At 68.1% G+C, this 23,961-nt stretch carries 26 protein-coding genes; 18 read left to right on the top strand and 8 right to left on the bottom strand.

The genetic code is table 11. From position 1 onward, the window contains the following. The first annotated feature begins 3 nt into the window (after positions 1-3). The 5 genes from aztA to QH196_RS12005 all read left to right on the top strand — a co-directional run bounded on the left by aztA (position 4) and on the right by QH196_RS12005 (position 4,334). The gene (aztA, locus tag QH196_RS12025; RefSeq protein ID WP_280415853.1) at positions 4-675 is read left to right on the top strand and encodes a zinc ABC transporter ATP-binding protein AztA; all 672 of its coding nucleotides are present in this window, start codon (positions 4-6) and stop codon (positions 673-675) included. A gap of 177 nt (positions 676-852) precedes the next feature. After that, a complete protein-coding gene (locus tag QH196_RS12020) occupies positions 853-1,149 on the top strand; it encodes a DUF6285 domain-containing protein (RefSeq protein WP_280415852.1) in 297 nt (98 codons plus the stop codon). Between the two features lie 52 nt (positions 1,150-1,201). After that, on the top strand, positions 1,202-2,203 hold the full coding sequence (locus QH196_RS12015; RefSeq protein WP_280415851.1) for a phosphotransferase family protein: 1,002 nt from the start codon (positions 1,202-1,204) through the stop codon (positions 2,201-2,203). An 8-nt stretch (positions 2,204-2,211) separates the two neighbouring features. Then, positions 2,212-3,495 carry an acyl-CoA dehydrogenase family protein gene (locus tag QH196_RS12010; RefSeq protein ID WP_280415850.1) on the top strand — a complete coding sequence of 428 codons (1,284 nt, stop codon included), beginning with the start codon at positions 2,212-2,214 and terminating at the stop codon, positions 3,493-3,495. A 62-nt stretch (positions 3,496-3,557) separates the two neighbouring features. Next, positions 3,558-4,334 (top strand): crotonase/enoyl-CoA hydratase family protein, encoded by a 777-nt coding sequence (locus tag QH196_RS12005; protein WP_280415849.1) that lies wholly within the window; start codon positions 3,558-3,560, stop codon positions 4,332-4,334. A gap of 7 nt (positions 4,335-4,341) precedes the next feature. On the opposite strand, the gene QH196_RS12000 is transcribed toward QH196_RS12005, so the two are convergent. After that, positions 4,342-5,295, bottom strand: coding sequence for an LLM class flavin-dependent oxidoreductase (locus tag QH196_RS12000; protein WP_280415848.1), 954 nt, complete (start codon positions 5,293-5,295; stop codon positions 4,342-4,344). A 106-nt stretch (positions 5,296-5,401) separates the two neighbouring features. On the opposite strand from QH196_RS12000, the gene QH196_RS11995 reads away from it, so the two are divergent. From QH196_RS11995 to QH196_RS11985, 3 genes are all read left to right on the top strand, one after another. Continuing rightward, positions 5,402-5,914, top strand: a complete 513-nt coding sequence (locus QH196_RS11995) for a hypothetical protein (protein WP_280415847.1) — start codon at positions 5,402-5,404, stop codon at positions 5,912-5,914. A 370-nt stretch (positions 5,915-6,284) separates the two neighbouring features. After that, positions 6,285-6,839, top strand: coding sequence for a copper chaperone PCu(A)C (locus QH196_RS11990; protein WP_280415846.1), 555 nt, complete (start codon positions 6,285-6,287; stop codon positions 6,837-6,839). Between the two features lie 22 nt (positions 6,840-6,861). Next, on the top strand, positions 6,862-8,055 hold the full coding sequence (locus QH196_RS11985) for a Dyp-type peroxidase (protein ID WP_280415845.1): 1,194 nt from the start codon (positions 6,862-6,864) through the stop codon (positions 8,053-8,055). Between the two features lie 189 nt (positions 8,056-8,244). On the opposite strand, the gene QH196_RS11980 is transcribed toward QH196_RS11985, so the two are convergent. Beyond that, a complete protein-coding gene (locus QH196_RS11980; protein ID WP_280415844.1) occupies positions 8,245-8,640 on the bottom strand; it encodes a MerR family transcriptional regulator in 396 nt (131 codons plus the stop codon). 300 nt (positions 8,641-8,940) lie between these two features. On the opposite strand from QH196_RS11980, the gene QH196_RS11975 reads away from it, so the two are divergent. The 4 genes from QH196_RS11975 to QH196_RS11960 all read left to right on the top strand — a co-directional run bounded on the left by QH196_RS11975 (position 8,941) and on the right by QH196_RS11960 (position 12,800). Then, positions 8,941-9,516 carry a TerD family protein gene (locus QH196_RS11975; RefSeq protein WP_280415843.1) on the top strand — a complete coding sequence of 192 codons (576 nt, stop codon included), beginning with the start codon at positions 8,941-8,943 and terminating at the stop codon, positions 9,514-9,516. A 31-nt stretch (positions 9,517-9,547) separates the two neighbouring features. After that, on the top strand, positions 9,548-10,228 hold the full coding sequence (locus QH196_RS11970) for a TerD family protein (protein ID WP_280415842.1): 681 nt from the start codon (positions 9,548-9,550) through the stop codon (positions 10,226-10,228). Between the two features lie 138 nt (positions 10,229-10,366). Continuing rightward, positions 10,367-11,731, top strand: coding sequence for a hemolysin family protein (locus tag QH196_RS11965; protein ID WP_280415841.1), 1,365 nt, complete (start codon positions 10,367-10,369; stop codon positions 11,729-11,731). Further along, a complete protein-coding gene (locus QH196_RS11960) occupies positions 11,724-12,800 on the top strand; it encodes a hemolysin family protein (protein ID WP_280415840.1) in 1,077 nt (358 codons plus the stop codon). Before QH196_RS11965 ends, QH196_RS11960 begins: the two co-directional genes overlap by 8 nt. A gap of 55 nt (positions 12,801-12,855) precedes the next feature. On the opposite strand, the gene QH196_RS11955 is transcribed toward QH196_RS11960, so the two are convergent. Both QH196_RS11955 and QH196_RS11950 read right to left on the bottom strand, forming a co-directional pair. Continuing rightward, positions 12,856-14,088, bottom strand: coding sequence for a cation:proton antiporter (locus QH196_RS11955; RefSeq protein ID WP_280415839.1), 1,233 nt, complete (start codon positions 14,086-14,088; stop codon positions 12,856-12,858). 85 nt (positions 14,089-14,173) lie between these two features. After that, complete coding sequence (locus tag QH196_RS11950) at positions 14,174-14,623, bottom strand: DUF7144 family membrane protein (RefSeq protein WP_280415838.1); 450 nt, start codon at positions 14,621-14,623, stop codon at positions 14,174-14,176. A 265-nt stretch (positions 14,624-14,888) separates the two neighbouring features. On the opposite strand from QH196_RS11950, the gene QH196_RS11945 reads away from it, so the two are divergent. Both QH196_RS11945 and QH196_RS11940 read left to right on the top strand, forming a co-directional pair. Then, positions 14,889-15,308, top strand: coding sequence for a YciI family protein (locus QH196_RS11945; protein ID WP_280415837.1), 420 nt, complete (start codon positions 14,889-14,891; stop codon positions 15,306-15,308). Positions 15,309-15,320: 12 nt separating this feature from the next. Continuing rightward, positions 15,321-16,601, top strand: a complete 1,281-nt coding sequence (locus QH196_RS11940) for an RNA polymerase sigma factor (protein ID WP_280415836.1) — start codon at positions 15,321-15,323, stop codon at positions 16,599-16,601. Positions 16,602-16,906: 305 nt separating this feature from the next. Here the strand turns inward: QH196_RS11940 and QH196_RS11935 are convergent, their stop codons facing one another. Beyond that, positions 16,907-19,075, bottom strand: coding sequence for an elongation factor G-like protein EF-G2 (locus QH196_RS11935; protein ID WP_280415835.1), 2,169 nt, complete (start codon positions 19,073-19,075; stop codon positions 16,907-16,909). A 252-nt stretch (positions 19,076-19,327) separates the two neighbouring features. Here QH196_RS11935 and QH196_RS11930 point away from each other — a divergent pair, with 252 nt between their 5' ends. Then, positions 19,328-19,834, top strand: a complete 507-nt coding sequence (locus tag QH196_RS11930; protein WP_280415834.1) for an MmpS family transport accessory protein — start codon at positions 19,328-19,330, stop codon at positions 19,832-19,834. Between the two features lie 161 nt (positions 19,835-19,995). Beyond that, on the top strand, positions 19,996-20,640 hold the full coding sequence (locus QH196_RS11925) for a DNA alkylation repair protein (protein WP_280415869.1): 645 nt from the start codon (positions 19,996-19,998) through the stop codon (positions 20,638-20,640). Between the two features lie 34 nt (positions 20,641-20,674). On the opposite strand, the gene QH196_RS11920 is transcribed toward QH196_RS11925, so the two are convergent. Then, entirely contained in the window at positions 20,675-21,811 is a 1,137-nt protein-coding gene (locus tag QH196_RS11920; protein WP_280415833.1) for a nuclease-related domain-containing protein, read from the bottom strand. 273 nt (positions 21,812-22,084) lie between these two features. Then, a complete protein-coding gene (locus QH196_RS11915) occupies positions 22,085-22,795 on the bottom strand; it encodes a TetR/AcrR family transcriptional regulator (RefSeq protein ID WP_280415832.1) in 711 nt (236 codons plus the stop codon). A 122-nt stretch (positions 22,796-22,917) separates the two neighbouring features. Between QH196_RS11915 and QH196_RS11910 the strand changes: the two genes are divergently transcribed. Both QH196_RS11910 and QH196_RS32525 read left to right on the top strand, forming a co-directional pair. Further along, positions 22,918-23,610, top strand: coding sequence for an O-methyltransferase (locus QH196_RS11910; protein WP_280415831.1), 693 nt, complete (start codon positions 22,918-22,920; stop codon positions 23,608-23,610). Positions 23,611-23,646: 36 nt separating this feature from the next. Beyond that, entirely contained in the window at positions 23,647-23,796 is a 150-nt protein-coding gene (locus QH196_RS32525; protein WP_432279478.1) for an AraC family transcriptional regulator, read from the top strand. Positions 23,797-23,817: 21 nt separating this feature from the next. On the opposite strand, the gene QH196_RS11900 is transcribed toward QH196_RS32525, so the two are convergent. After that, on the bottom strand, positions 23,818-23,961 hold a 144-nt coding region (locus tag QH196_RS11900; RefSeq protein ID WP_280415867.1), incomplete at its 5' end, for a helix-turn-helix domain-containing protein.

Below are 23,961 nucleotides of genomic sequence, written 5' to 3'. Positions count from 1 at the left end.
AGTATGCGCACGGCGGATATCGAAATCACCGGCCTGTCGGCGGGATACCGGGACAACCCGGTATTGCGCGACGTCACCGCGACCCTGCCGGGTGGCCGGGTGACCGCGCTGATGGGTCCCAACGGCTCCGGGAAATCCACCCTGCTCGCGGTGCTCGCCGGCATCCTGACTCCGGCATCCGGCGCGGTCGACCGCCCCGGCACCCAGCGCCCGGCGCTGGTCGTCCAGCAGCAGTCGGTCCCGCCGACCCTGCCGATCACGGTCGCCGAAACCGTCGCGATGGGTCGCTGGGCGCAGCGCGGTCTCTGGCGCCGGCTCACCCGCGCCGACCGGGCCGTGGTCGCGGACTGCCTGGCGCGCATGGATATCGCCGAACTAGCCGGCCGCCGCCTGGATACCCTGTCCGGCGGCCAGCGCCAGCGTGTCCTGCTGGCCCGCGCGCTGGCGCAGCAATCGGATCTGCTGCTCCTGGACGAACCGAGCACGGGATTGGACACCTCGGCCCAGGAAGCAATCGGTGCCGCGGTCCGGGAGGCCGCAGCAGCCGGGATCACGGTCGTGCACGCCACCCACGATCTCGCCGATGTCCGGCATGCGGACCACTGCGTCCTGCTGCGTGGCGGCCGGGTCGTGGGAACGGGGGAACCCGAGGCCGTCCTCGCCGCTGCGGCGTAGACCGCGGTGATGGCGGGGCAGCGAACCCTGGTGCGACGGTGAGAAGATCCTCTACTGTTTGTCTCACCCGCGCCCATAAGCGACGACAAGGAGGTCGGATCGTGGACTCCAGCGAGTGTGCCGCGGCACCGGCCGCCGGGTCGGCGAGCGCCGGAATCCGTCGAGGGGAGAGTCGCAGTGCAGAACAGACCCACGGCAGCCGAGCTGCTGGAATCACTCGCCGAACTGCTGGAGGACACCCTGCTGCCGGCACTACCCGCCGATCTGCAGCATCGTGCGCGGGTCGGCGCCAATCTGGCGCGCATCCTGGGGCGTGAGGTCGAACTCGGCCCCGCCGCGGCCGCCCGGGAGAAGGAACTGCTCGAGGCCGTTCCGGCCGGTGACGAAGAAGCGCTCTGGCAGGCTCTGGCCGAGGTGGTGCGGGCCGATCTCGCTATCGCCAAACCGGGCTACGACAGCTGGGAAGGTGAGTGAGCGTGGCAGTGGCGAAGCGTGATCACCCGGGGCCTCGCGCAGTGGAGGCGGTATGAGTACCGACCCCGCCCGTGGCCTCGCGGATTTCCTCACCGGAGAACTCGGTGATCAGGTCACCATCTCCGATTTCCGGTTCCTCTCGGCCGGCGCGCGGCGCCGCAATATCGCCTTCACCGCTACCGTCGGTGACGCTCCGCGGCGTCTGGTCGCGACTGTGGTGCCGCCGGCCGTCGAACTCATGCCCGTCGAAGCGGAAGCCGGTGTCCGGGAGCTGGCGCGCGCACACGGCGTGCCTGTTCCGGAAGTCGTCGCGACATGCACCGACACCTCCTACGTCGGTGAACCGTTCCTGATCTCCGAACATATCGACGGCGATACCGTGCCACGCCGGGTGCTGCGCACCCTCGCCGCCGCCGGGACCGCGGAGCACACCGCTCGGCAGTGGGGCGCGGCCATGGCCCGGCTGCACAGCATCGACCCGGCCCAGGCCCCGGAATCCGTGCCGGCGGCCGGTGCCGACCCCGCCGCCGAACATCTCGCCGAGGTGACTGCGGTGGTGGGCGAGCTCCTGGCCGACCGGCCCGTGTTCTCGCTCGCCCTGCGCTGGCTGGAAAAGCGGCTGCCCGGCCCGCCGCCGCGGCCCGCGCTCGTGCACACCGATATGCGCAACGGCAACCTGATCATCGGCGCGGACGGGTTGCGGGCCGTCCTCGACTGGGAGGGCACGCAACGGTTCGGTGACCCCATGCGTGATGTGGCCTGGCCCGCGCTGCGTATGTGGCGGTTCCGGGAGGACGCAAAGGAATTCGGTGGTTTCGCCGACCGCGGCACCTTCGTCCGCGGCTACGAGGAGGCGGGCGGCACCTTCGATCCGGACCGCTACCGCTGGTGGAAGGTGATGGGCACCCTGTACTGGGGTGCCGGCCTGGCCCAGCAGGCGGCCGCCCACCTGGACGGCACCGTCCGCGATATCGTCATGGCCGCCAGCGGGCGCCGTGTCTCGGAGATCGAATGGGATCTGCTCATGCAGATCCGTCCCGCTGCGAAAGCTTAGGAGTCACCGTGGATTTCGAACTGCCCGCCGACCTACGCGCCTATCTGGCCGAACTCGACGAGTTCATCGAACGCGAGATCGAACCCCTCGAACAGACCGGTGACAACATCCGGTTCTTCGACCACCGCCGCGAGGACGCCCGCACCGATTGGGACCGTGGCGGCCTGCCGAGTGCCGAATGGGAGGAACTGCTCGCCGAATCCCGGCGTCGCGCCGATGCCGCCGGCCATTACCGCTACGCCTTCCCGAAGGAGTTCGGCGGCCGCGACGGGACCAATCTCGGGATGGCCGTGATCCGCGAGCATCTCGCGCACCGCGGACTGGGCCTGCACTGCGATCTGCAGAACGAGCACGCCATCGTCGCCAACAATGTCGGGCTGCTGCTGATGCTGGAATACGGTTCCCCGGCGCAGAAAGAGCAGTGGGTGGACGGTCTGGCGGCCGGCACCCGGTTCTTCGCCTTCGGTATCACCGAACCCGAACACGGTTCCGACGCCACCCATATGGAGACCACCGCCGTCCGCGACGGCGACGACTGGGTGATCAACGGGACCAAGACCTGGAACACCGGCGTCCATATCGCCGACGCCGACCTCATCTTCGCCCGCACCTCCGGCAACGCCGGCGACGGCCGGGGCATCACCGCATTCCTGGTCCCCACCGACGCGCCAGGGTTCGAGGTCGAGGAATACCTGTGGACCTTCAATATGCCCACCGACCACGCGCGGGTTTCGCTCACCGGCGTCCGGGTACCGGATTCGGCGATCTTCGGGCAGGAGGGCCGGGGGCTGGCCGTGGTCCAGCATTTCTTCAACGAGAACCGCATCCGGCAGGCCGCCTCCAGTCTCGGCGCCGCACAGTACTGCGTCGACCGGGCCGTCGCCTACGCCAACGAGCGCAAACCGTTCGGCAAACCGCTGTCGTCGAATCAGGCCATCCAATTCCAGCTGGTCGAACTGCACACCCAGTGCGAGATGCTGCGCGCCCTGGTGCACAAAACCGCCTGGTCGATGGATAGGTACGGCACGTTCGCGGTGTCCGAGCAGGTCTCGATGTGCAACTACTGGGCCAACCGCCTCTGCTGTGAAGCCGCCGACCGGGCCATGCAGGTGCACGGCGGTCTCGGCTACTCGCGCTACACCCCGTTCGAACATATCTACCGCCACCACCGCCGCTACCGGATCACCGAGGGCGCCGAGGAGATCCAGATGCGCCGGGTGGCGGGCTACCTGTTCGGATTCATGGATCGTGCTGCGGTGAAAGGCGTCGGCGGCACCACCGGTCAGGGGTAGCCTGCGGCCGCGCCCCGCCGTATGCCTCGTAACGTAGCGATCCCTCCAGGCAAGGAGCTTCCATGACTCATCCGGCAGTACGCATCGAACGCAACGGCCCGGTTTTCACGGTGATCCTGTCGCGCCCCGAAGCCCGCAATGCCGTGGACGGCCCGACCGGCGCGGCGCTGTACGAGGCGTTCACCGCTTTCGACAACGACGAGTCGGCGGCGGTGGCCGTGCTCTGGGGCGAGGGCGGAACCTTCTGCGCCGGTGCCGATCTCAAATCCGTGGGCACCGAGCGGGGAAACCGGCTGGCCGCCGACGGCCCCGGCCCGATGGGGCCGAGCCGGATGCGGCTCGGTAAACCCGTGATCGCCGCGGTCGCCGGGCATGCCGTTGCCGGCGGTCTGGAGTTGGCGATCTGGTGCGATCTGCGGGTCGCGGCCGAGGATGCGGTATTCGGTGTGTTCTGCCGCCGCTGGGGAGTTCCGCTCATCGACGGCGGCACCGTGCGCCTGCCTCGGCTGATCGGCACCGGGCGGGCCATGGATCTGGTACTCACCGGCCGCCCCGTCAGCGCGCCGGAAGCCCTGTCCATGGGGCTGGTGAACCGGGTCGTGCCCGCCGGCGACGAACGCGCGGCCGCCGAGGAACTGGCCGCCGAGATCGCCCGCTTCCCGCAGACCTGCGCCCGCCAGGACCGGCTCTCTTTGCTCGAACAGGAAGGTATGGCCGAGCAGGAAGCCCTGGCCAACGAATGGGAACACGGCTTGATCTCCCTCGCCGACGCCGCGACCGGCGCTCGCCGCTTCGCCGACGGTGCGGGCCGCGGCGGGTCCTTCGCCGACTTGGGCTGACGGACCCTCAACCAGGCAGGTGCGGCATGACCTCCGCCGCGAACAACTCCATGGTTGCGGCGGCCTGCTTCGCGCCGGTCATGAAGATCACCGAATCGATTCCCTGCTCCGCGCGTTCGGTCAGCCGGTCCACCAGCATGGCCGGTGTACCGACGTAGCCTTCGTCGATCGCGAACGCTTCGGCCCCGTAATGCCGGCGCGCCCGGGCCTGGACCTCGGGGAGATCACGTTCGTTCTCGGCGATCGCCAGTATTGCCTGGTGGGAGCGGCGGATCGAGGCGGGGTCGCGGTCGATGCGGCCGCATTCGGCGTCCAGCAGTTCGGCCGACCGGCGGTGGTCGCGCAGGCCGTAGGTGGGAACGTTCCAGACGTCGGCGTAGCGCGCGACCAGCGGCAACGTGTACTTCGGGCCCGTACCTCCGATATGGATAGGCGGGCGCGGGCGCTGAATCGGGCCGGGCACATTGGCAATATCGCTGACCTGGTAGTGCTCGCCTTCGAACGAGGTTCGCTCGCGGGCGAACATCGAGGTGATGATCTCGAGCGCTTCGCCCAGCCGTTCGGCCCGTTCGCGCGCCGGACCCCAGGGCACTCCGGCCTGCTGATGTTCGCCGGGAATCGAACCGCTGCCGAGCCCGAATTCGAGCCGCCCACCGGAGATCACGTCCAGTGACGTCGCCATCCGGCCGAGTACCACCGGATGCCGGAAGTTGTTGCACAGCACCAGGGCGCCCACCCGCAACGTCGTGGTGCCGGCGAGCAGTGCGGTCGCCGCGGTCCACGCTTCCAGGGCAGGATGTTCGGGCAACCCGGGTGCCCAGAGATGGTCGAAGAGCCAGAAGTTGGTGAAACCGGTGCGTTCGGCCGTTTTCGCGAGATCCATCAGGGGCCGGTACTCCGAAACCAGCTGCGGTACATAGATGCCGAATTCCACCGCACCGAAGGTAGCAGTAACAGCCACGATGAGAGCCGTTTCCGGGTCGGGCGGATGGGGTGGGAATCGTGCGCGGTTCCCACCGCCCACACCCTCGATAACTACGCTGTGTAGTAGAAGCTAGACTTCCGTTATGGCCTCGGATGCGAACCGCGTTTTGCGTGGCGTATCCGTCGGCGCGCTCTCGGCGATCGTCACGGCCGCGGCGCACGGCGCCGGGGGTGGGGCGCTTCCGTCCGAAGCGGGCGCCTTACTGCTCATCGTCGTATGCGCGGCCATCAGCTGTGCCGCGGCATCGAAGCGCCGAATATCGCGAATCCGCCTGATGGGCGCCCTCGCGGCTGCGCAGGCACTCGGCCATTTCGCCCTGTCGGCGATGGACGGACACCCGCACAGCGCGACGGTCGACAACCGCATGCTCTGGGCGCATCTGGTGGCGGTCGTCGCGGGGGCCTATCTCATCGATGCCGCCGAGCGGGGTTCCCGGTGGGCGGTTTCCACACTCCGGCGCGTAGTACCCGGCCCGGGACCCGTGCCCATCGTCCGGACAATGCGGGTGCCGGTGACGGTCTATCGGGTCACCCGCACATCGCGACTCGTCGACCTCTCCGGCACCGGCACCCGCGGCCCTCCGGCCGCCGACTGATCCGCTCCACCACCCGGCAGAACGGGTAGTGCTGTCGAGCAGCGGGTTGCCGTCCGCGACCCGGCAGCGCCACCGGCCTCCTCCGGCAGATCGGTGACCGCCTGCTCGGTCTCGATCGGTCCGTGCCCGAGGTCACGAGACGGTGGGGCGGAAAAATTTCACCTGACGACAGGACGAGACATCGACGAGATCTCGTCCCGACCGGAGCTGCCCCGCCCTCGGGTTGTCTCGTTGCTCGATATCGGTGAGCGCGATCCGTATATCCGTGTGCCGTGTGCCGTGTGCCGTGTGCGCGAGCTGCGAGCCGCGTGCGAGCCGTGTGGTGGGAACAGTGCATGCTCGCCGACTTCCGAATCGAAAGTGATCACAAATGAAAACATCGATCCGACGCAGCGTCTTCGTGACGGCGCTGTCGTTCGCCGCCGCATTCGCGGGGGCCTGTTCCAGCGATGATGCGGAATCCGCTCACCGCGAGGCCGATTCCGTGGTTGTCCACGAACAGTGGGTGAAGGCCGCCGATTCCGGGATGACGTCGGCATTCGCCGAATTCCGCAATTCTGCCGATAGCGAGGTTCGTGTGGTCGCCGCGTCCTCACCTGCGGCCGGATGGGCCGAACTCCACGAGATCGCGCCGGGGGATACCGGTGCGCCGGTGATGCGGCCGAAAGCCGGAGGTTTCGTCATCCCCGCCGACGGCACCTACACACTCGCCGCCGGCGGCGACCACCTCATGCTCATGGATCTGCTCGCTCCGCTGACACCCGGTGCGGAAACCGAGATCACCCTCGAATTTGCGGACCGGTCCACCATGACCTTCACCGCGCAGGTTCGCGATTTCGCGGGCGCCCAGGAGAACTACCAGCCGGGCGGCGGCGATACTGCCGATGCCCCGGCCGCCCCGTCGACCCCCGCGCACGGTGGGTGAGCGGGACCCGCGGCGGCGCGCGATGAGCCGTCGGCGGCTGCTCGGCGCGAGCGCCGCCGCCGTCGGTGCCGCGGGAGCCGGTGCGGGAATCTACGGTGTCGTCGACGGAGCCGAGCGTGCGGAAGCCGGCACCGGAACCGATACCGTCGCCTGGGACGGCCCGCGCCAAGCCGGGATCGCGACCAGCCCGCCGCAAGCGCACGCGATATTCGCCGGACTCGACCTGTTGCCGAAGGTGGGTCCCGCCGAGCTGATCGGCATCATGAAGGTCTGGACGGCCGATATCGCCAGGCTCACGCAGGGCCGGCCCGCGCTGGCGGATACCGAACCCTATTTGGCCGCCGCGCCGGCGCGGCTCACCGTGACCGTCGGATACGGTCCCGGTGTCTTCGTGGCGCTCGGCCGGCCGGATGCCGCGCCGCCGTGGCTGACGCCGCTACCCGCGTTCACCATCGACCGCCTCGACCCGGCTTACACAGGTGCGGATCTGGCGCTGCAGGTCTGCGCCGACGATCCGGTCACCGTCGCGCACGCGGTGCGGGTTCTGCTGAAGAACGTCAGGTCGCTGGTCACCGTGCGGTGGACGCAGCGCGGGTTCCGTCGTGCCCGGGGTACCGAAACCCCGGGCACGACGATGCGCAACCTGATGGGGCAGGTGGACGGTACGACCAATCCGGAACCCGGTACCGCGGATTTCGATTCGCTGGTGTGGGACGACGGCGCCGACCGGCCGTGGATGCGGGACGGAACCTCGATGGTGATCCGCAGGATCCGGATCGAACTCGATACCTGGGACGAGCTGGACCGGCCCGGTCGCGAGCTCAGCGTCGGCCGCACACTGTCCACCGGGGCTCCGCTTACCGGTGGACACGAAACCGATGAACCCGATTTCACGGCAACCGACCGCAACGGCATACCGGTCATCCCGCCGGGTGCGCATATCGCCCGCGCCCACCACACTCATGCAGGTGAACGGATCTTCCGGCGCGTCTACAACTACGACGATCCGCCGGTGCCGGGGCAGGTATCGAACTCGGGTCTGCTGTTCGTCTCGTTCCAGCGCGATATCACCGCCCAGTTCGTGCCCATTCAGCGACGCCTCGACGAATTCGACGCGCTCAACGAATGGACCACCCCCGTCGGGTCCGCGGCATTCGCGATCCCACCGGGAATCGGCTCGGGTAGCTATATCGGCGAGGAGCTGTTCGGGCGCTGACACAGCGCGATGTGCCGGGTGCCCCGGCGCACGGCGGTTTCCGTCCACGGCCTCGGCGTGGCGAGCCGCGGGGCACCCGGCCGGCGCGTGCCCTGCGGTTTCGTGCTTCGGTCCGGCTGCTCTGGATTGTGGCCGAAGTCTTCGGCGCGGGCGGTGCGGTGGCACCTTTCCCAGGTGCCCCGCGCCGGCTCACAGGATCGGGAGATCGGGTGGTATCTGCAGCGCCACGGTGATCAGGGAGTGGACGCGGGCGCTGATCAGGGTGAGTAGGCCGTGGACTTCGGAGGGGGCGGTTTCGGCGACCGTGTGCAGGAGTTTGAGGTCGTCGTCGAGCCGGGCCAGGGCATCGCTGATATCGCCTGTCCCGGCGGTGAGGGCTTTGGTGATCTCCTCGAGTGAGAGCCCTTGGGCTTCGAGTTGCCGGATCAGGTGGACGCGGGCGATATCGGCGTCGTCGTAGAGCCGATAGCCGCCGGCGGTGCGTTCGGCGGGGGTCAGCAGGCCCAGACTCGTGTAGTAATCGACCGTTCGCGGGCTGACCTCGGCGCGTGTGGCGAATTCACCGATTCTCAGTAGGGACGACATCGGTCACCTCCCTTCCCTCCTACCATACAGTGCCGCGTGCTAGTGTGGGTTCTATGTCCACGAGCGGGACTCCACGACCGCACCGGCACGCGATGGCCGGCCGGGTGTGTCACCTGCACATGTCGACGTTCCCCGCAGTACGCGGCCCCGGGGTCGCGAGTGCGGGCGCCGCATGACGGCCGGCTCGGCGTGGCGGCCCGGACGGCCGGCGAATTGTTGCCTCGGTGCACGGTGGCCGCGGGGCGGATTCCGGTACATCGCAGGGCATTCCTTGACCGCACGAGATCAGGAGTAGCAGAAATGAGTGTCAGTCTCGCCAAAGGCGGCAATGTCTCGCTGTCCAAGCAAGCGCCGAACCTGACCGCGGTCGCGGTCGGCCTGGGCTGGGACGTCCGCTCCACCACCGGCGCGGAGTTCGACCTGGACGCCAGCGCCATCGCCACCGGCGCGGAACACAAGGTCGTCTCGGACCAGCATTTCGTGTTCTACAACAACCTGCGCTCGCCGGAGGGCAGCATCGAGCACACCGGCGACAACCTCACCGGTGAAGGTGAGGGCGACGACGAGGTGATCAATGTCGATCTGGCGGCCACGCCCGAAACGATCACCAATATCTTCTTCCCCGTGTCGATCCACGAGGCGGATGCGCGCCAGCAGTCGTTCGGGCAGGTCCGCAACGCGTTCATCCGGGTCGTCGACCGTGGCACGGGATCGGAACTCGCGCGCTACGACCTGACCGAGGACGCCTCGACCGAGACGGCGATGGTGTTCGGTGAGCTCTACCGCCACGGCGCGGAATGGAAGTTCCGCGCGATCGGGCAGGGCTACGCGTCGGGTCTGGCGGGGATCGCCCGCGACTACGGCGTGAATATCTGACGTTCCCACCGATAGGAGAAATACACACCTGATGGGCATCGACTACAACAAAAAACCGGCGCCGGTCGACCGGTCGGCGCCCGGCGCCGACCCGGCGGTCAGTCTGCACAAATTGACCCTGACCAAGACCGAACGCAGCGTCAACCTCACCAAAGCCGGTGAACGTCAGGGTGTGATGCGGGTCAACCTGAACTGGAGCAACCCGCAACCGGTCAAAACCGGTTTCTTCGCCAAACTCCTCGGGGGCGGCGGTATCGACCTGGATCTGGGCTGTCTCTACGAGCTCGCCGACGGCTCCAAAGGAGTCATCCAGGCGCTGGGCAACAGCTACGGCGAACTGCACAAGCGGCCTTTCATCGCCCTGGACCGCGACGACCGCACCGGTACCGTCGCCGGCGGGGAGAACCTGCACATCAACCTTGCCGATCCGGCCGCCTTCCGCCGGATCCTGGTGTTCGCGATGATCTATCGGGGCGCGGCGAACTGGGCGGCGGTCGACGGTGTGGTCACGATGTTTCCGACCTCCGGCCCGCAGATCGAGGTCCCCCTGGATTCCGCCGTCGACGGTGCGCAGATCTGTGCGGTCGCCATGCTGACCGACAGCGGTAGCGGGCTGACCGTCCAGCGCGAAGTCGAATACATCTCCGGCAGCCAGGCCGACCTCGACCGCGCCTACCAGTGGGGGATGCGCTGGGCAGCGGGACGCAAATAGCGCCTGTCCCGGCCGGAAACCTTTCCCGACCTTGTTCCTCGGACAAAGAGAGCAGATGAGACGCGCCAAGCGCAAATACCGACAACCCGGCTCGCCCAGTGATGAGCAACCTCCCGGAACCCCTCGGGAGGTGAGGTCGTGGTGACCGTGCTCAACATTGTGCTCGGTATCGCCGTGGTCCTGCTGATCACCGCGCTGACCGGGTACTTCGTCGCCCAGGAATTCGCGTATATGGCCGTGGACCGCTCCCGGCTCAAAGCCCGCGCCACCGATGGTGACAAGGCCGCCGGGCGCGCGCTGCGCGTCACGCGCCGGACATCGTTCATGCTCTCCGGTGCCCAATTGGGTATCACCGTCACCGGGTTGCTGGTGGGCTATGTCGCCGAACCTCTCATCGGTCGCGGCCTCGGCGAACTACTCGGGGGCATCGGCATACCCACCGCGGTCGGCGTCGGCGTCGGCGCGGTGCTGGCCATCGCGTTCTCGACCCTGGTGCAGATGCTGTTCGGTGAGCTGGTTCCCAAGAATCTGGCAATCGCCCGGCCCGAACCGGTGGCGCGCTGGCTGGCCGCATCGACCACGGTGTACCTGAAGGTATTCGGGTGGCTGATCCGGTTGTTCGACCAGTCGTCGAACCTGCTGCTGAAGGCGCTGCGCATCGAACCGGTACACGATGTGGAGCATTCGGCCACCCCGCGCGATCTCGAACATATCGTCGCCGCTTCCCGCGACGCCGGTGAACTCCCACCCGAGCTGTCGACTCTGCTCGATCGCATCCTGGACTTTCCGACCAGCACCGCCGAGCATGCCATGATCCCGCGCGCCCGGGTCGACACCGTGCATATCGACGACACCGTCGCCGATGTGCTGGCCCGGATGCGCACCGGGCATACCCGCTACCCGGTCGTCGGCACGTCCACCGATGATCTGCGCGGGGTGATCCACCTGCACGACCTGCTCGCCGGCGCGGCCGACGGCACCGCGGGCGACCGGCTGCGGCCCGCGGTCCTGGTGCCCGAAACCTTGCCGCTGCCGGAGGTCGTGACCCGGCTGAGTACGCAGCGTGAGGAAATGGCGCTCGTCGTCGACGAATACGGTGGTTTCGCCGGGATCGTCACCGTCGAGGACATCGCCGAAGAACTCGTCGGTGAGATCGCCGACGAACACGATCCGAGTACCGCCGGCGATATCGTCGCCGAGGGCGACGGCTGGCGGGTGGCCGGTGATGTGCACCTCGACGAAGTCGAACGCCGGCTCGAACTGAGCCTGCCCGCCGGTGATTACGAAACGATCGCCGGTCTGGTCATCGCCGTCTTCAACGGATTGCCCGATGTCGGTGACCGGATCGATATTCCGCTGCCCCGGGACGGCGCCGATTTCCTCGACGACCAGCCGGCACCGCGCCGGAGTGTGACCGCGCAGGTGCGTGGTGTCGAGAACCACGTTCCTTCCTCGGTGTTCCTCACCGTGCGCACCGAATCGCAGGAGACCGGCGATGAGTAACCCCTGGGTCGTTGTGGCCGTCACCGTCGGATTGATCGCCGCGAGCGCGTTTTTCGTCGCGGTCGAATTCGCGCTCATCGCCGCGCGCCGCCACCGCCTCGAAGACGCCGCACCCGGCAGCCGCGCGGCGCGCGCGGCGTTGCGCAGCTCCTCGGAGCTGTCGGTACTGCTGGCCGGCTCCCAGCTCGGTATCACGGTATGTACCCTTGCCCTGGGTGCGACCACCAAACCCGCTGTGCACCACTGGCTCACACCCCTGTTCGAGGGCTTCGGCGCGCCCTTGTGGGCCGCCGATATCGTCGGGTTCGTCCTCGCGCTGATCATCGTGACGTTTCTGCACCTCGTCGTCGGTGAGATGGCACCCAAATCCTGGGCCATCGCGCACCCGGAGAAATCGGCTACGATCCTGGCCCTCCCGATGCGTGCCTTCATGTGGCTCACCCGCCCCTTGCTGACCGCGCTCAACCACGCGGCCAACTGGTGCCTGCGCAAAGCCGGGGTCAGCCCCGTCGACGAAGTCGAAACCGGGCAGGATCCGGCGGCGCTGCGCCACCTCGTCGAACACTCCGCCACCGCCGGCACCCTCGACGAGCGATACCACGGCAACCTCACCAGTGCGCTCGAACTCGAACAGCTCACCGTCGCCGATATCGTGCGCCCCAACACCACCCCCAGTGCGGTGGCGCCCGACGCCGCGCCCGAGACGATCCAGGCCACCTCACGCGAGACCGGGCACCTGCGGTTGCTGGTCCGCGACCGCACCCGGATCGAAGGAGTCCTGCACGTCCGCGACAGTCTGCAGGCCGGTGCCACCACCGCTCGGCAGCTGATGCGGCCGGTGCTGACCCTGACCGCCGCTGTTCCGGTGTACGAGGCGCTGCGCACCATGCGGGAAACCCGCAGTCACCTCGCCACCGTTACCGCCCCCGATACCGGCGAACTCATCGGACTCATCACCATCACCGATGTCCTCCAGCGACTGCTCCCCGCAGCCTCCACGGACAAGGCATCACGGGAGAGCGGTGGCGCCGCACGCAGGCAGGCGGGTCACCCACCAGCAGGACGGTAGGAAACGTCTCGGTCCGCAAGTCGACAGGATTCTGTGTGCCGGTGCTCCACCTCCGCTAGCCGCGGGCATCGCGTTCGGGAATCACCCTGTCCGCCCGGCCGCCGACCCAGGTGGCCAGCAAGGGGAACAACAGGACCGTGGTGGCACCGGCGGCGACCAGGGTGGAGGCCATGGACGCGGTCATGAGTTCGCCCCGCACCGCGACCTGAGTGACCGCGACGATGATCGGCAGGCCTGTTGCCGCGTACAACGCCAGCTGGACCCGTTCGTGCGGGTGTTCGAGATTCGCGCCGTGCGGGACGAATTCTTCGCTCAGCCACACCGTCGAACCCCGCGCCACCCCGATCGCCACCACGAACAGCACCCACATCAGGGGTTCGGTGGCCACGGCCGCGGGGTCGATACCCATTCCCGAGGTGACGAAGAAGATCGGGATGAGAACCCCGTAGCCGATGGTCTCCAGGGAATCCTGGATCTCCGGATGCGTTTCGGCCATGAGCCGGCGCAGGACGAGGCCCGCCGCGAATGCGCCGAGCACCACATCGAGTTCGAACACCTCCGCCACGGTCATGAGGACCAGCAGCAGCAGGAACACCAGGCGTACCGGGAGCTGGGTGGTTCCGGTGGCGAGGGCGGTCATCACTCGATCGGCGCCGGGATGGCGATCCAGGATGCGCTGCGGTACCCACGCCACCACCGCGGCCGCGGCCCCGAAAAGGATCAGGACCACCACCGAAGCCAGCAGATTGTGCCCGGTGAGCAGGATGGACATGGCCAGCACCGGCCCCAGTTCGCCCACCGCCCCGTGCGCCAGTACGGCGCGGCCGAGCGGCTGCTCCAGCACACCGTCCTGTTTCACGATCGGCAGCAGGGTGCCGAGCGCGGTGGAGCTGAGCGCGATGGCTACCGCGATGAGCGCCGTGAACCCGGCATCGGTCGCCGCCAGCCACACCAGCAGCAGGGCCAGCACCAGCCCGGCCAGCCAGGTCAGCCAGGCCGTGCGGCCGGGTTTGCCGCCGAGGAGTTTCGGATCCAATTCGTAGCCGGCGAGCAGGAACAACATGCCCAGCCCGAGCTCGCTGAGCAGGTCGACACCGCCACCGGTGCCCGCGAGCGCCAGGACATGCGGCCCCAGAACGACGCCCAGGCCGAGTAATAGCACCACATCGGGGATCAGTCCGCGTAGTAGCCGCGACAGCAGCGGGGCCGCCACGGCGGCGGCCGCGATCCAGAACAGCGAGACAATCGCCGACGGTTCCGACTCCACGGACGCCGCCCATACCGTCATTCGATCATGGTCGCATCGTGGCGCCCGCACCCCCGGCGCCGACACGGCGAAGCGCTGTTACTGTTCCGTGCCGGTCGCCGGTTGTTCAGATACGCCGGGTGTCCCAGGTGGCGATCGCCCAGATGATCACGATATCCAGGGCGATGATCAGAATCGACCACAGCGGGTAGTAGGGCAGCCACAGAAAGTTCACCACGATCGACAGCGCGGCCAGGCCGATGGCCGTGACCCGCGCCCACGTGGCGCCGGTCATCAGCGCGAGCGAGGTGAGGATCAGCAGGATGCCGAAAACGATATGCACCCAGCCCCAACTGGAGAGATCGAGCTCGTAGACGTACTGGGGACCGGAGACGAACACCTCGTCCTCGGCGACCGCGGAGATGCCCTGGAAAAGGGTGATGAATCCCGCGGTGAGCAACAGCGCGGCGGCGGCGATGGACGCGCCACCGGCCACCGCCTGTTTCACCGGTTGTCCTTCTTCGGGCGCCGCATGTGCCCCGGTCCGGGGGGCCTGCGCTGCGGGCTGGGTGGTCATAGTGCTCCCTTCGGGACGGGAGGGGCCAACACCGGACCCTGAGAACTGATCGCCGATGACGCCCTCATACGCCACACTTCGATTCCCTTGTTCTGAGGGGGGATTATGCCACTGGCCAGGTAGTTCGAACAGAACTGCGCGGTTTCGGTGCCGAGTCGCGATACTGCGGAAAAATAATCCGGCGGGTTGTCGATCCGCCGGCTCCTCGTTCGACCTATGGGTGAAAGGGTTCGAACGGGGCCCTACGACACAAGGGAGACCGACCATGAAATACATGCTGATCATGCGCGCGACCGACGAAGCCTTCGCGCAGATGGGGGAGATCGATTTCGACCAGATGCTGGAAACGGTCGGCCGGTTCAACGACGAGCTCATCCGGGCGGGCGTGCTGCTCGCCGCGGAAGGCCTCGACGATGCCGCCGACGGAGTGGTCGTCGACTATTCCTCCGCGGACCCGGTGGTCACCGACGGCCCCTACGGCGAGACCAAGGAGCTTTTCAACGGCTTCTACATTCTCAACGTCGCCTCCAAGGAAGAGGCCGTGGAATGGGCCAAGCGGATGCCGATGACCGGGGCAGGCTTCAAAACCGAGGTCCGCCGGGTCAGCACCATCGACGAATTCCCGCAGGACAATATCTGGATCCAGAAGGAGCGGGCCTGGCGCGAAGCCACCGGTCAGCTCTGAGGAGTGCCGACGGTGGCCGGTCACGAAGGCCGGGAGGCGGTCGCGGCGGTCTGGCGGATCGAATCCGCACGGATCGTCGGCGCCCTCACCCGCTACACCGGCGATTTCACCCTCGCCGAAGATCTCGCCCAGGAGGCACTCGCCGAAGCCCTGGTGACCTGGCCGCGGGAAGGGGTGCCGCGAAACCCGGCCGGCTGGCTGCTCACGGTCGGCAAACGGCGCGCCATCGACGGTTTCCGCCGGCGCGCCGCGCTCGACGACCGCTACACCGCCCTCGCCCGCGATCTCGGCGAGGGCGGTATAGCCGCGGGCAGTGACGCGGCGGCGCGGGCAGGGGAGGAGCTGTGGGATCCGGACCGGATCGACGACGATGTGCTGGCGCTGATGTTCATCTCCTGCCATCCGGTGCTGTCACCGGAGGCGCGGGTGGCGTTGACCCTGCGCGTTGTCGGCGGTCTGACCAGCGACGAGATCGCGCGCGCCTTCCTGGTGCCGACGGCCACCGTACAGGCGCGGATCACCCGGGCGAAGAAAACTCTCGCCGCGGCCCGCGTGCCGTTCGAGGTACCACCCGCCGCCGAGCGGCCCGCGCGGCTGGGCTCGGTCCTGCGGGTGGTGTACGTGATCTTCACCGAGGGGTCGTCGGCGAGTTCGGGCACCGACCTGATCCGAGTCGACCTCGCCGCCGAAGCACAACGCCTGGCCCGTGTGCTGACCCGGCTGGTCCCGGACGAACCGGAAGCCCAGAGCCTGCTCGCGCTCCTGGAACTCACCGCCGCACGTTTTCCCGCCCGCACCGGTCCCGACGGTGCGCCGGTGCTGCTGGAACAGCAGGACCGGCGCCGCTGGGACCGCAGCGCCATCCGCCGCGGGCGGGCCGCCCTGGCCCGGGCCGGGAAAGCCGGGCGTGGACTCGGGATCTACGGTTTACAGGCCGCGATCGCGGAATGCCATGCCGTGGCGCCGTCGGTCCCGGAAACCGATTGGGAGCGAATCGTTGTGCTCTACGAGGCGCTGGGCCGGCTGGCACCGTCGCCGGTGGTCGAGGTGAACCGGGCGGTGGCGGTCTCCATGGCCCACGGCCCGGCCGCTGCCCTGGAGATCGTCGACGAACTCGTGGCCGCCGGTGCGCTGCCCGGCTCGCATCTGCTGCCGAGCGTCCGCGGCGAACTGCTCATCCGCCTCGGCCGCCCGGCGCAGGCGCGCACGGAACTGGAACACGCGGTGGCCCGCTGCGGAAACGAACGCGAACGCGCGGTACTCCAAGACAAGATCCGGCGCCTCGACTCCTGACCCGGTGAGTCGACAGGCCGCGCCCAGAACGCGGGACGTGCAGCCGCAGCCGGCGCCGTCACTCGGGACTCCGGACGGCCTCGGCTGGACGCCGCCTCGGTGACGCTCGCGATCACGCTCTATCGGAGCCGGTTGAGCCGCGTAGTCATGGCGGCAGCCGCCCGGAGACCATCGAGCAGGGACCAGTTGCGGCGGGTCGACCTGGTGACTCCGCGGCCCTCGACGCTCCATGAGCATCACCGACCTCGACGGCCCACCGCCACCGGTTCGAGGCGGGGCGGCCCGCTCTTCGTCACCGTTCCCCTTCAGCCTGATCCCACCGGCGCTCCGGCGCGGGCCTTGTCCGCAAGTTGGGCGGGTAAGCGGTCGTGGCGCAGGTACTCCCGGGTGAAATGCGCGATGCCGTGGGTGAGTGAGCGCAGATCCACCGCGTAGCGGGCGAGTTCCGATTCGGGTACTTCGGCGCGGATCAGCGTCCGCCCCGCCTCGATGGGTTCGGTGCCCAGGATGCGGGCTCGGCGGACGGACAGATCGCTCAGCGCCGCACCGAGATGTTCGTCGGGGACACGGACATCCACCTGCGCGATGGGTTCGAGCAGGTCGATCCGGCCCTGAGCGGCCGCGTCGCGCAACGCCAGCGCCCCGGCGGTCTGGAACGCCGCATCGGAGGAATCGACCGAATGCGCCTTACCGTCCACCAAGGTGACGCGCACATCGACCAGCGGATATCCCGCGGTCACACCCCGCGCGGCCTGGGCCCGCACACCCTTTTCCACCGAACCGATGAACTGCCGCGGTACCGCCCCGCCGATCACCTTGTCCACGAACTCGATCCCCGACCCTTCCGGTGCCGGCTCCACTTCGATATCGCAGACCGCGTACTGCCCGTGCCCGCCGGATTGTTTGACATGGCGCCCGCGGCCGGTGGCCTTGCCCGCAAATGTCTCCCGCAGCGCGACCCGGTAGTCCTCGATATCCACCGAAACCCCGAATCGGCTGTGCAACCGTTCCAGCGCGACGTCACGCTGCGCTTCGCCGAGCGACCACAGCACCAGCTGCCCGGTACGTTCGTTGTTCTCCACCCGTAGCGCCGGATCCTCCGCGACCAGCCGGGCCAGGCTCTGCGAAAGCTTGTCCTCGTCGGCTTTACTGTGCGCGCGGACGGCAGTCGGCAGGAGCGGATCCGGCATCCGCCACGGTTCGATCAGCAATGGTGAGCCGGTGCCCGAGAGGGTATCGCCGGTTTCGGCGTGCCCGAGTTTGGTCACGTAGGCGATATCCCCGGCGATCGCTTCGTCGAGCGGGCGCTGCTCCCGCCCGAACGGGGCGGTCACACCCCCGATACGTTCCTCGGCGTCGTGGTCGGTGACCGGGCCGTGCCCGCAGATATGCACCGTATCGTCGGCGTGCAAGGTTCCGGAGAACACCCGGACCAGGGATATCCGGCCGACGTACGGGTCGGAGGAGGTACGGATGACCTCGGCCGCCAGGTCCGCGGACGGGTCGCAGCGCAACGCGACCGGTTTCGACCCGTTCGCCAGATGAACGGCCGACACCGGATGCTCGTTCGGGGTGGGAAAACCGGCGGTCACCAGGTCGAGCAGTTCGACGGTACCCAGCCCCTGCCGGCCCTCACCCGCCGCCGGGGCAGCGAACAACACCGGGTGGAAACTGCCGCGTGCCACCGCGCGTTCGAGATCGGCGACCAGCGTGCTGAGTTCGACGGCCTCTCCGGCGAGGTAGCGGTCCATGAGGGTTTCGTCCTCGCTTTCGGCGATGATGCCCTCGATGAGCCGCTCCCGGGCGTGTTCGACGATCGCCGTATCGTCCGGCGAATCCGGGACCCACCGTCGTTCCCCGGTCGAATAATCGGCCACCCGCTGTTCCAGCAATTCCACCAGCCCGGTGGCCGGGCGGTGCCCGTCCGCGGCGGCCGGCCCGTACACCGGGAGATGTAATGGCAGGACGTTCTCGGCCGAACTTCCGCAGAGCAGCGCCTGGCAGGTCTGCGTCATCTCGTCGAAATCGGCGCGCGCCGTATCGAGGTGGGTCAGCACGATGGCCCGCGGCATCCCGACGCTCGCGCATTCCTCCCACAATGCCCGCGACACACCGCCGACCCCCTCGACCCCGTCGGCGGCCGACACCACGAAAAGGGCGGCGTCGGCCGCCCGCAGACCGGCACGGAGCTCACCCACGAAATCCGCGTACCCCGGCGTATCGATGAGGTTCACCTTCACCCCGCCCCACAGCACCGGTACCACCGACAGCTGCACCGACCGGTGCCGGCGCTGTTCGATCTCGTCGTAATCCGATAGCGAGGTGCCGTCCTCGACCCGCCCCACCCGGTTCACCGCCCCGGAGGCCAGCGCCAATGCGTCGACCAGGGTCGTCTTTCCGGCTCCACTGCCCCCGACCAGCACCACATTCCGGATATCCACCGGCCGTGGCGCCCCGTTCGCTCTGTCCACCATGACTCACCGTCCTCGGGAATCGGCACGCGGTTGTCTATGAGCTTCCCACCCGGACGCGCGCAGGTCCACGGCCCGGACGCAACCGATGGGACCGAACGCTCGGCGGTTGTTCGTCCGCGTTGGAACCGGTAGGCGGTCCGGCCGGGCGCCGTTATGGCTATGAACTGGGTAAATAGCGGTGTAACATCACGGAATGAAAATGTGATCTACCTCCTAATGGCGTCCGGTAGCGCCCCGAACAGAGGAGGCACATTGTCCTACCCTTCCGGCGATCAGCCGCAGTATTCCGGTGAGCCGCAGGGATACCGGCAGGGGCAGAACCCGCCCGCCGGTATGGCTTCGCCGGAATACCGTCCGCCTCGGCAGAAGGCGAGATGGCCGTGGATCGCCGGAGGCTTCGCGCTGATACTCGTCCTTCTGGTCGCCGCCGGATTCACGCTGTTCGGGAACGAGGGCGACGAGCGCGCAGGTAACGAGATCACCGTGACCTACGAGGTGCGGGGCACCGGCTCCGAGGCCGAGGTCACCTACCTGGGCCAGGACCAAGGTATGGCGCAGGAAACGGGGGTGTCGCTGCCCTGGAGCAAGGTCGTCCCCGTCCGCAGCTGGGACCGGATAGTGTCCATGACCGCCGCCAACGGTCCCAGCGGCGGCGATATCACCTGCCGCATCCTGGTCGAGGGCCGGGTGATGACCGAACAGACCTCCAGCGGTCCCTACGCTTCGGCGAGTTGTTCGGGTGATGCCGGGGAACGGTAGGGCTTGCCTCGCGGCGTAGGTCTGCGGCGCCCCCGCCGCCGCGAGACCGTCCGCCGGCCGACCTCGAGGGCCGGCCGCCGTCGTACGCTGAGTGGCGGACATGCTGGAAGGAGATCGAGGTGGCCCAGGCTACGACCAACCCGGTAACCGTGGCCGACGTGATGGCCGAACTTGCCGCGCTCGAGGATCCCAGGATCCGTGCGGTGAACGAGAAACACGGCGACGACCACGGGGTCAACCTCACCAAACTGCGCGCGCTCGGGAAACAGCTGAAAACCCGGCACGACCTCGCCCGGGAACTCTGGAACACCGGGGACGGCGCGGCGCGATTACTGGCACTGCTGATCTGCCGCCCGAAGGCCTTCGACCGAACCGAGCTGGACACCATGCTGCGCCAGGCCGCCACCCCCAAGGTCCAGGACTGGCTGGTCAGCTATGTCGTGAAGAAGAACCCGCACGCCGAGGAACTGCGAGTGGCCTGGTTCGCCGACCCCGACCCGGTGGTGGCGAGCGCCGGCTGGGCATTGACCACCGAGCGGGTGGCGAAGAAACCAGAGGGCCTCGACCTGCCCGGACTGCTGGACATCATCGAGGCCGAGATGAAAACAGCACCGGACCGCCTGCAGTGGGCGATGAACAACTGCCTGGCCCAGATCGGGATCGACCATGCCGAATACCGAGCCCGCGCCCTCGAGATCGGCGAGCGCCTGGAGGTCCTGAAGGACTACCCGACACCCCCGAACTGCACATCCCCGTTCGCGCCGATCTGGATCACCGAAATCGTGCGCCGGAAAGAGAGCAAGTGAGCGTCATGCCGCTACTCGTGGAGTAGGGCGCAGGTCAGCAGTCCGGCTGGAAGGGGAAACAGGCGGCCGGGGGTGCGGGTGGTTTCGTTTCCGGCGCGAGCGGCGGCGGGGGCGGCGTGCTCGTCTGTTCGGTGACCGCGCTGTTCTGGTGGTGACCAGGGGTCTCCCGGGGTTCGGTGCGGCCGTTGCCGAGTTGGGCCACGAGCCAGATCCCGGCGGCCAGGACGCCGATCGCCGCGAAAGCCGCGGCGGTTTGGGCACGGCGGTGACGGCGGTCGTCGACGGCGTCGGCGGCCGGTAACGGTGGTGCTGCTGCAGCCGGTGGTGCTGGGGCGGGCTCCGGAACCGGATCATCGCGCTGGGGTGGAGGCGTGGGTTGCGCAGGGGGTGAAGGCGGAACATTCGGCTGCGCTGCCGGCGGCGGGAGCGGGGGTCGGGAAGACGGTGGCGGGGTGCGAATTACGGGGTGCGGCGGTGTTCGGCTCGGCGGTGTGACGGTCGGCGCTGCCGCTTCTGAAGGGGGCCCGGCGGTGAGCGGTGCGGACGGTTGCGCCGGCGCTTCCATCGGAAAACCTTCCGCGGCCAGGCCGGCGACGCTGGTGCTGTCGCCGTGTTCCAGGGCCTCGATCAAGGCGTAGGCCTGTTCCGCGGTCCACACGACGGCGGCGCGGTGATGGGCGCGATGGAACCAGGCGCGCAGCGGGTTCTGCGTATTGCACAGCAGCACATCGCAACCCTGCGGTGCCGACCTCTTGTCGAGTCGCAGCTTCGATCCGCGCGGCGGGACCACGACCACCAGGCCGGTGACGAACGCGGGCCCACCGGCCCGCGCGGCCGCGTTCTTCACCTTGAAAACGCCGTCCCTGACCTGGTCGTAGGGCGTGGTGTCGTTCTGCCGCACGCCGACCGGGTCGCCGTCGAACCCCGGCACCTTCCACCGGCTGTTGGTGGTGCAGTGCAGGACACCGTTGGTTATCCCCGGGTTCAAGCCCTTGATCTCGCAGACGACGGTGGTGTACGGGGTGATGATCACCAGGTCGACTTCTTGCCCGGAAACGAAACAGTTCGCGATCGCCACACCGGGAACGCGGTAATCGTCCTGCCATTTCCGCAGCCAGGAGACGACCCGCTTCTCCGCCCCGGATCTGAGCTTGTCGGCGATGACGAGCATCGAGCCCACCCCTCCCTTCGCTGGTGATGTCGCCACCATAGCCGCCGCGGGCTTCTCGCTTCGAGAACGGTTGTGGGAGAAGCTATTCCTGGGCCAGCCCATGGCGTACTCGAGCCAATGTCCAAGAACGGCGTCGTGGGAGGTGCCGGAGCCGGCGTCGCGGTGCGCCGAGCAGTGCCCGCCCCTGACCGTGCGATCAGGTAGCCGCCGCTACCAGCGACGGGGAGCTCGTGGCGGGACCGCGATTCGCCGGAGTCCGGAACATGCGGCCTCTCATTCGGCAGAGCTGATGAGGCGTTCGATCGTATGGGTCACCTCGGTGACCATATGGTCGAAGAGGCGGTCGGCGCCGAAACCGGTCTGCGCCGATGCGCGGTGCAGCAGGGGGAGTTCGAGGTCGCTGTGGTGTTCGAGCCAGGCCTGCGGGGCCGGATACTGCTGGTCTACCGGGGCGCCGGTGTCCGCCCGGTAGTCGACCAGCAACACGAATCCGTAGATCCGGATCATGACATCCGCGTGGACGAGCAGGGCATCATCGAGGCCGAGCCCGATCTCGGTCAGGAACTGCAGGAACGCTTCGGGGGCGGTGAGGCGCTGGGCCGGCACCCGGGTATCGCCGACCTGTTCGTCCAGCGATACCAGTAGCGCCCGGGGGTGGCGGCGAGCGATGCGGCGATGCAATCGGCAGAATTCGCGCAGGCTCACCTGCCAGTTCTCGGGGTCGAGTGCGGGCTCGGGCCATTGTGACAGCCACAGCTGTACAGCACGGTCGACGACTTCCGCCCGGTCCTGGACGTGTCGGTACAGCGCCCGGACGGTGACACCGAGGTGACCGGCGAGATCCTGCATCGTCACCGCTTGAAATCCGCGCCGGCCCGCCAGCTCGAGCATGGTGGCGGCGATGGAATCGGCGGTGAGCGTGGCGCGCCCGGCGCGGGTGCGCGGGCTGCGGCGCCGACGGCCCGGTGGAAGCGGTTCGGACATCGGCAGAACACTACCCAACCACCCTTGACGTTCACAACCCGTTGACATCAAGGAGCGTTGCTCGGACACTGAGGTGCCGCCGCCTGTGGTGGCGCCCGAACCGCGCGACCGAAAGGCCCACGATGAACTCCAGCCCCCTGCAGAATCCTGAACTCGACCGTTTTGTCGCCGAGCTGCAACAGCGAAGCTCGGACCAGATCACCGGGATCGCCGGCTACTTCGCCGATCGCGCCGATCGAGGCAACGCCGCCGATCTGAGCGCACTCGATACCGCAGCCAACGAGTTCCTCGCCGATAAGCTCGTAGCCTTGGAACATGACAAGGCGCTGCTGTGCCACCGGCTGTGCCTGGCGCTGCGGGCGCGCCGGATTGTGGAGGTCGGGACGTCCTTCGGGGTTTCCACGCTCTACCTCGCCCAGGCCGTACGGCTCGTCTCCGAAGCCGACGGTGGTACCGGCGTGGTGATCGGCACCGAGAACGAACCCGGCAAAATCGCGGCTGCCACGGACAATTTCCGCAGAGCGGGACTCGACGCCCATATCGACCTGCGTCCAGGAGATCTCCGGGAAACGCTCGCGAACGTGGAGGCTCCGGTCGACCTGGCGCTGATCGATATCTGGCCGGTCATGGCGCGACCGGCACTCGAGCTGATCACCCCGAAACTCCGCCCCGGCGGGATGATCCTGATCGACAACACCGAAAACCATCCCGAAAGCTACCGCGACGCCTTCGAATTCATCGATGACCCGGGCAACGGCCTGCTCACCCAAACCCTGCCGTTCCGCGGTGGTCTCGAACTCGCGATCAAACGATGACTCCGGCCCTTCACGGACAGGTTCCGCGGGGCCGTCCTGTCGCCGCTGTGGCCCGCGCGCGGGTTTATCGACGCATCGCACTTCTCGCGCCGCTTTCGCAGTGTGCTGGGCTGCACACCAACGGACTGGCGCGCCCAACATCGCGATGACCTCCCCGGCTCTGGTGGTAGTGGGGCGGCGGTGTAACCGATCTGCTCGCTCGGCGCGTCACCCGAGATCGGGGATGTCTTTGAGCTGCCTGCGCGAGGTGACACCGAGTTTGCGGAAGATGCTGCGCAGGTGGGCCTCCACCGTCCGCGGGCTGAGGAACAGGCTGCCGGCCACCTCCTTCGTCGTCGCACCGGTCGCGAC

The organism is Nocardia carnea (assembly GCF_029868325.1).
Classification (GTDB): Bacteria; Actinomycetota; Actinomycetes; order Mycobacteriales; family Mycobacteriaceae; genus Nocardia; species Nocardia carnea_C.
Note: the sequence above shows the minus strand (reverse complement) of the source record. Positions and strands in the feature narration are given on the sequence as shown.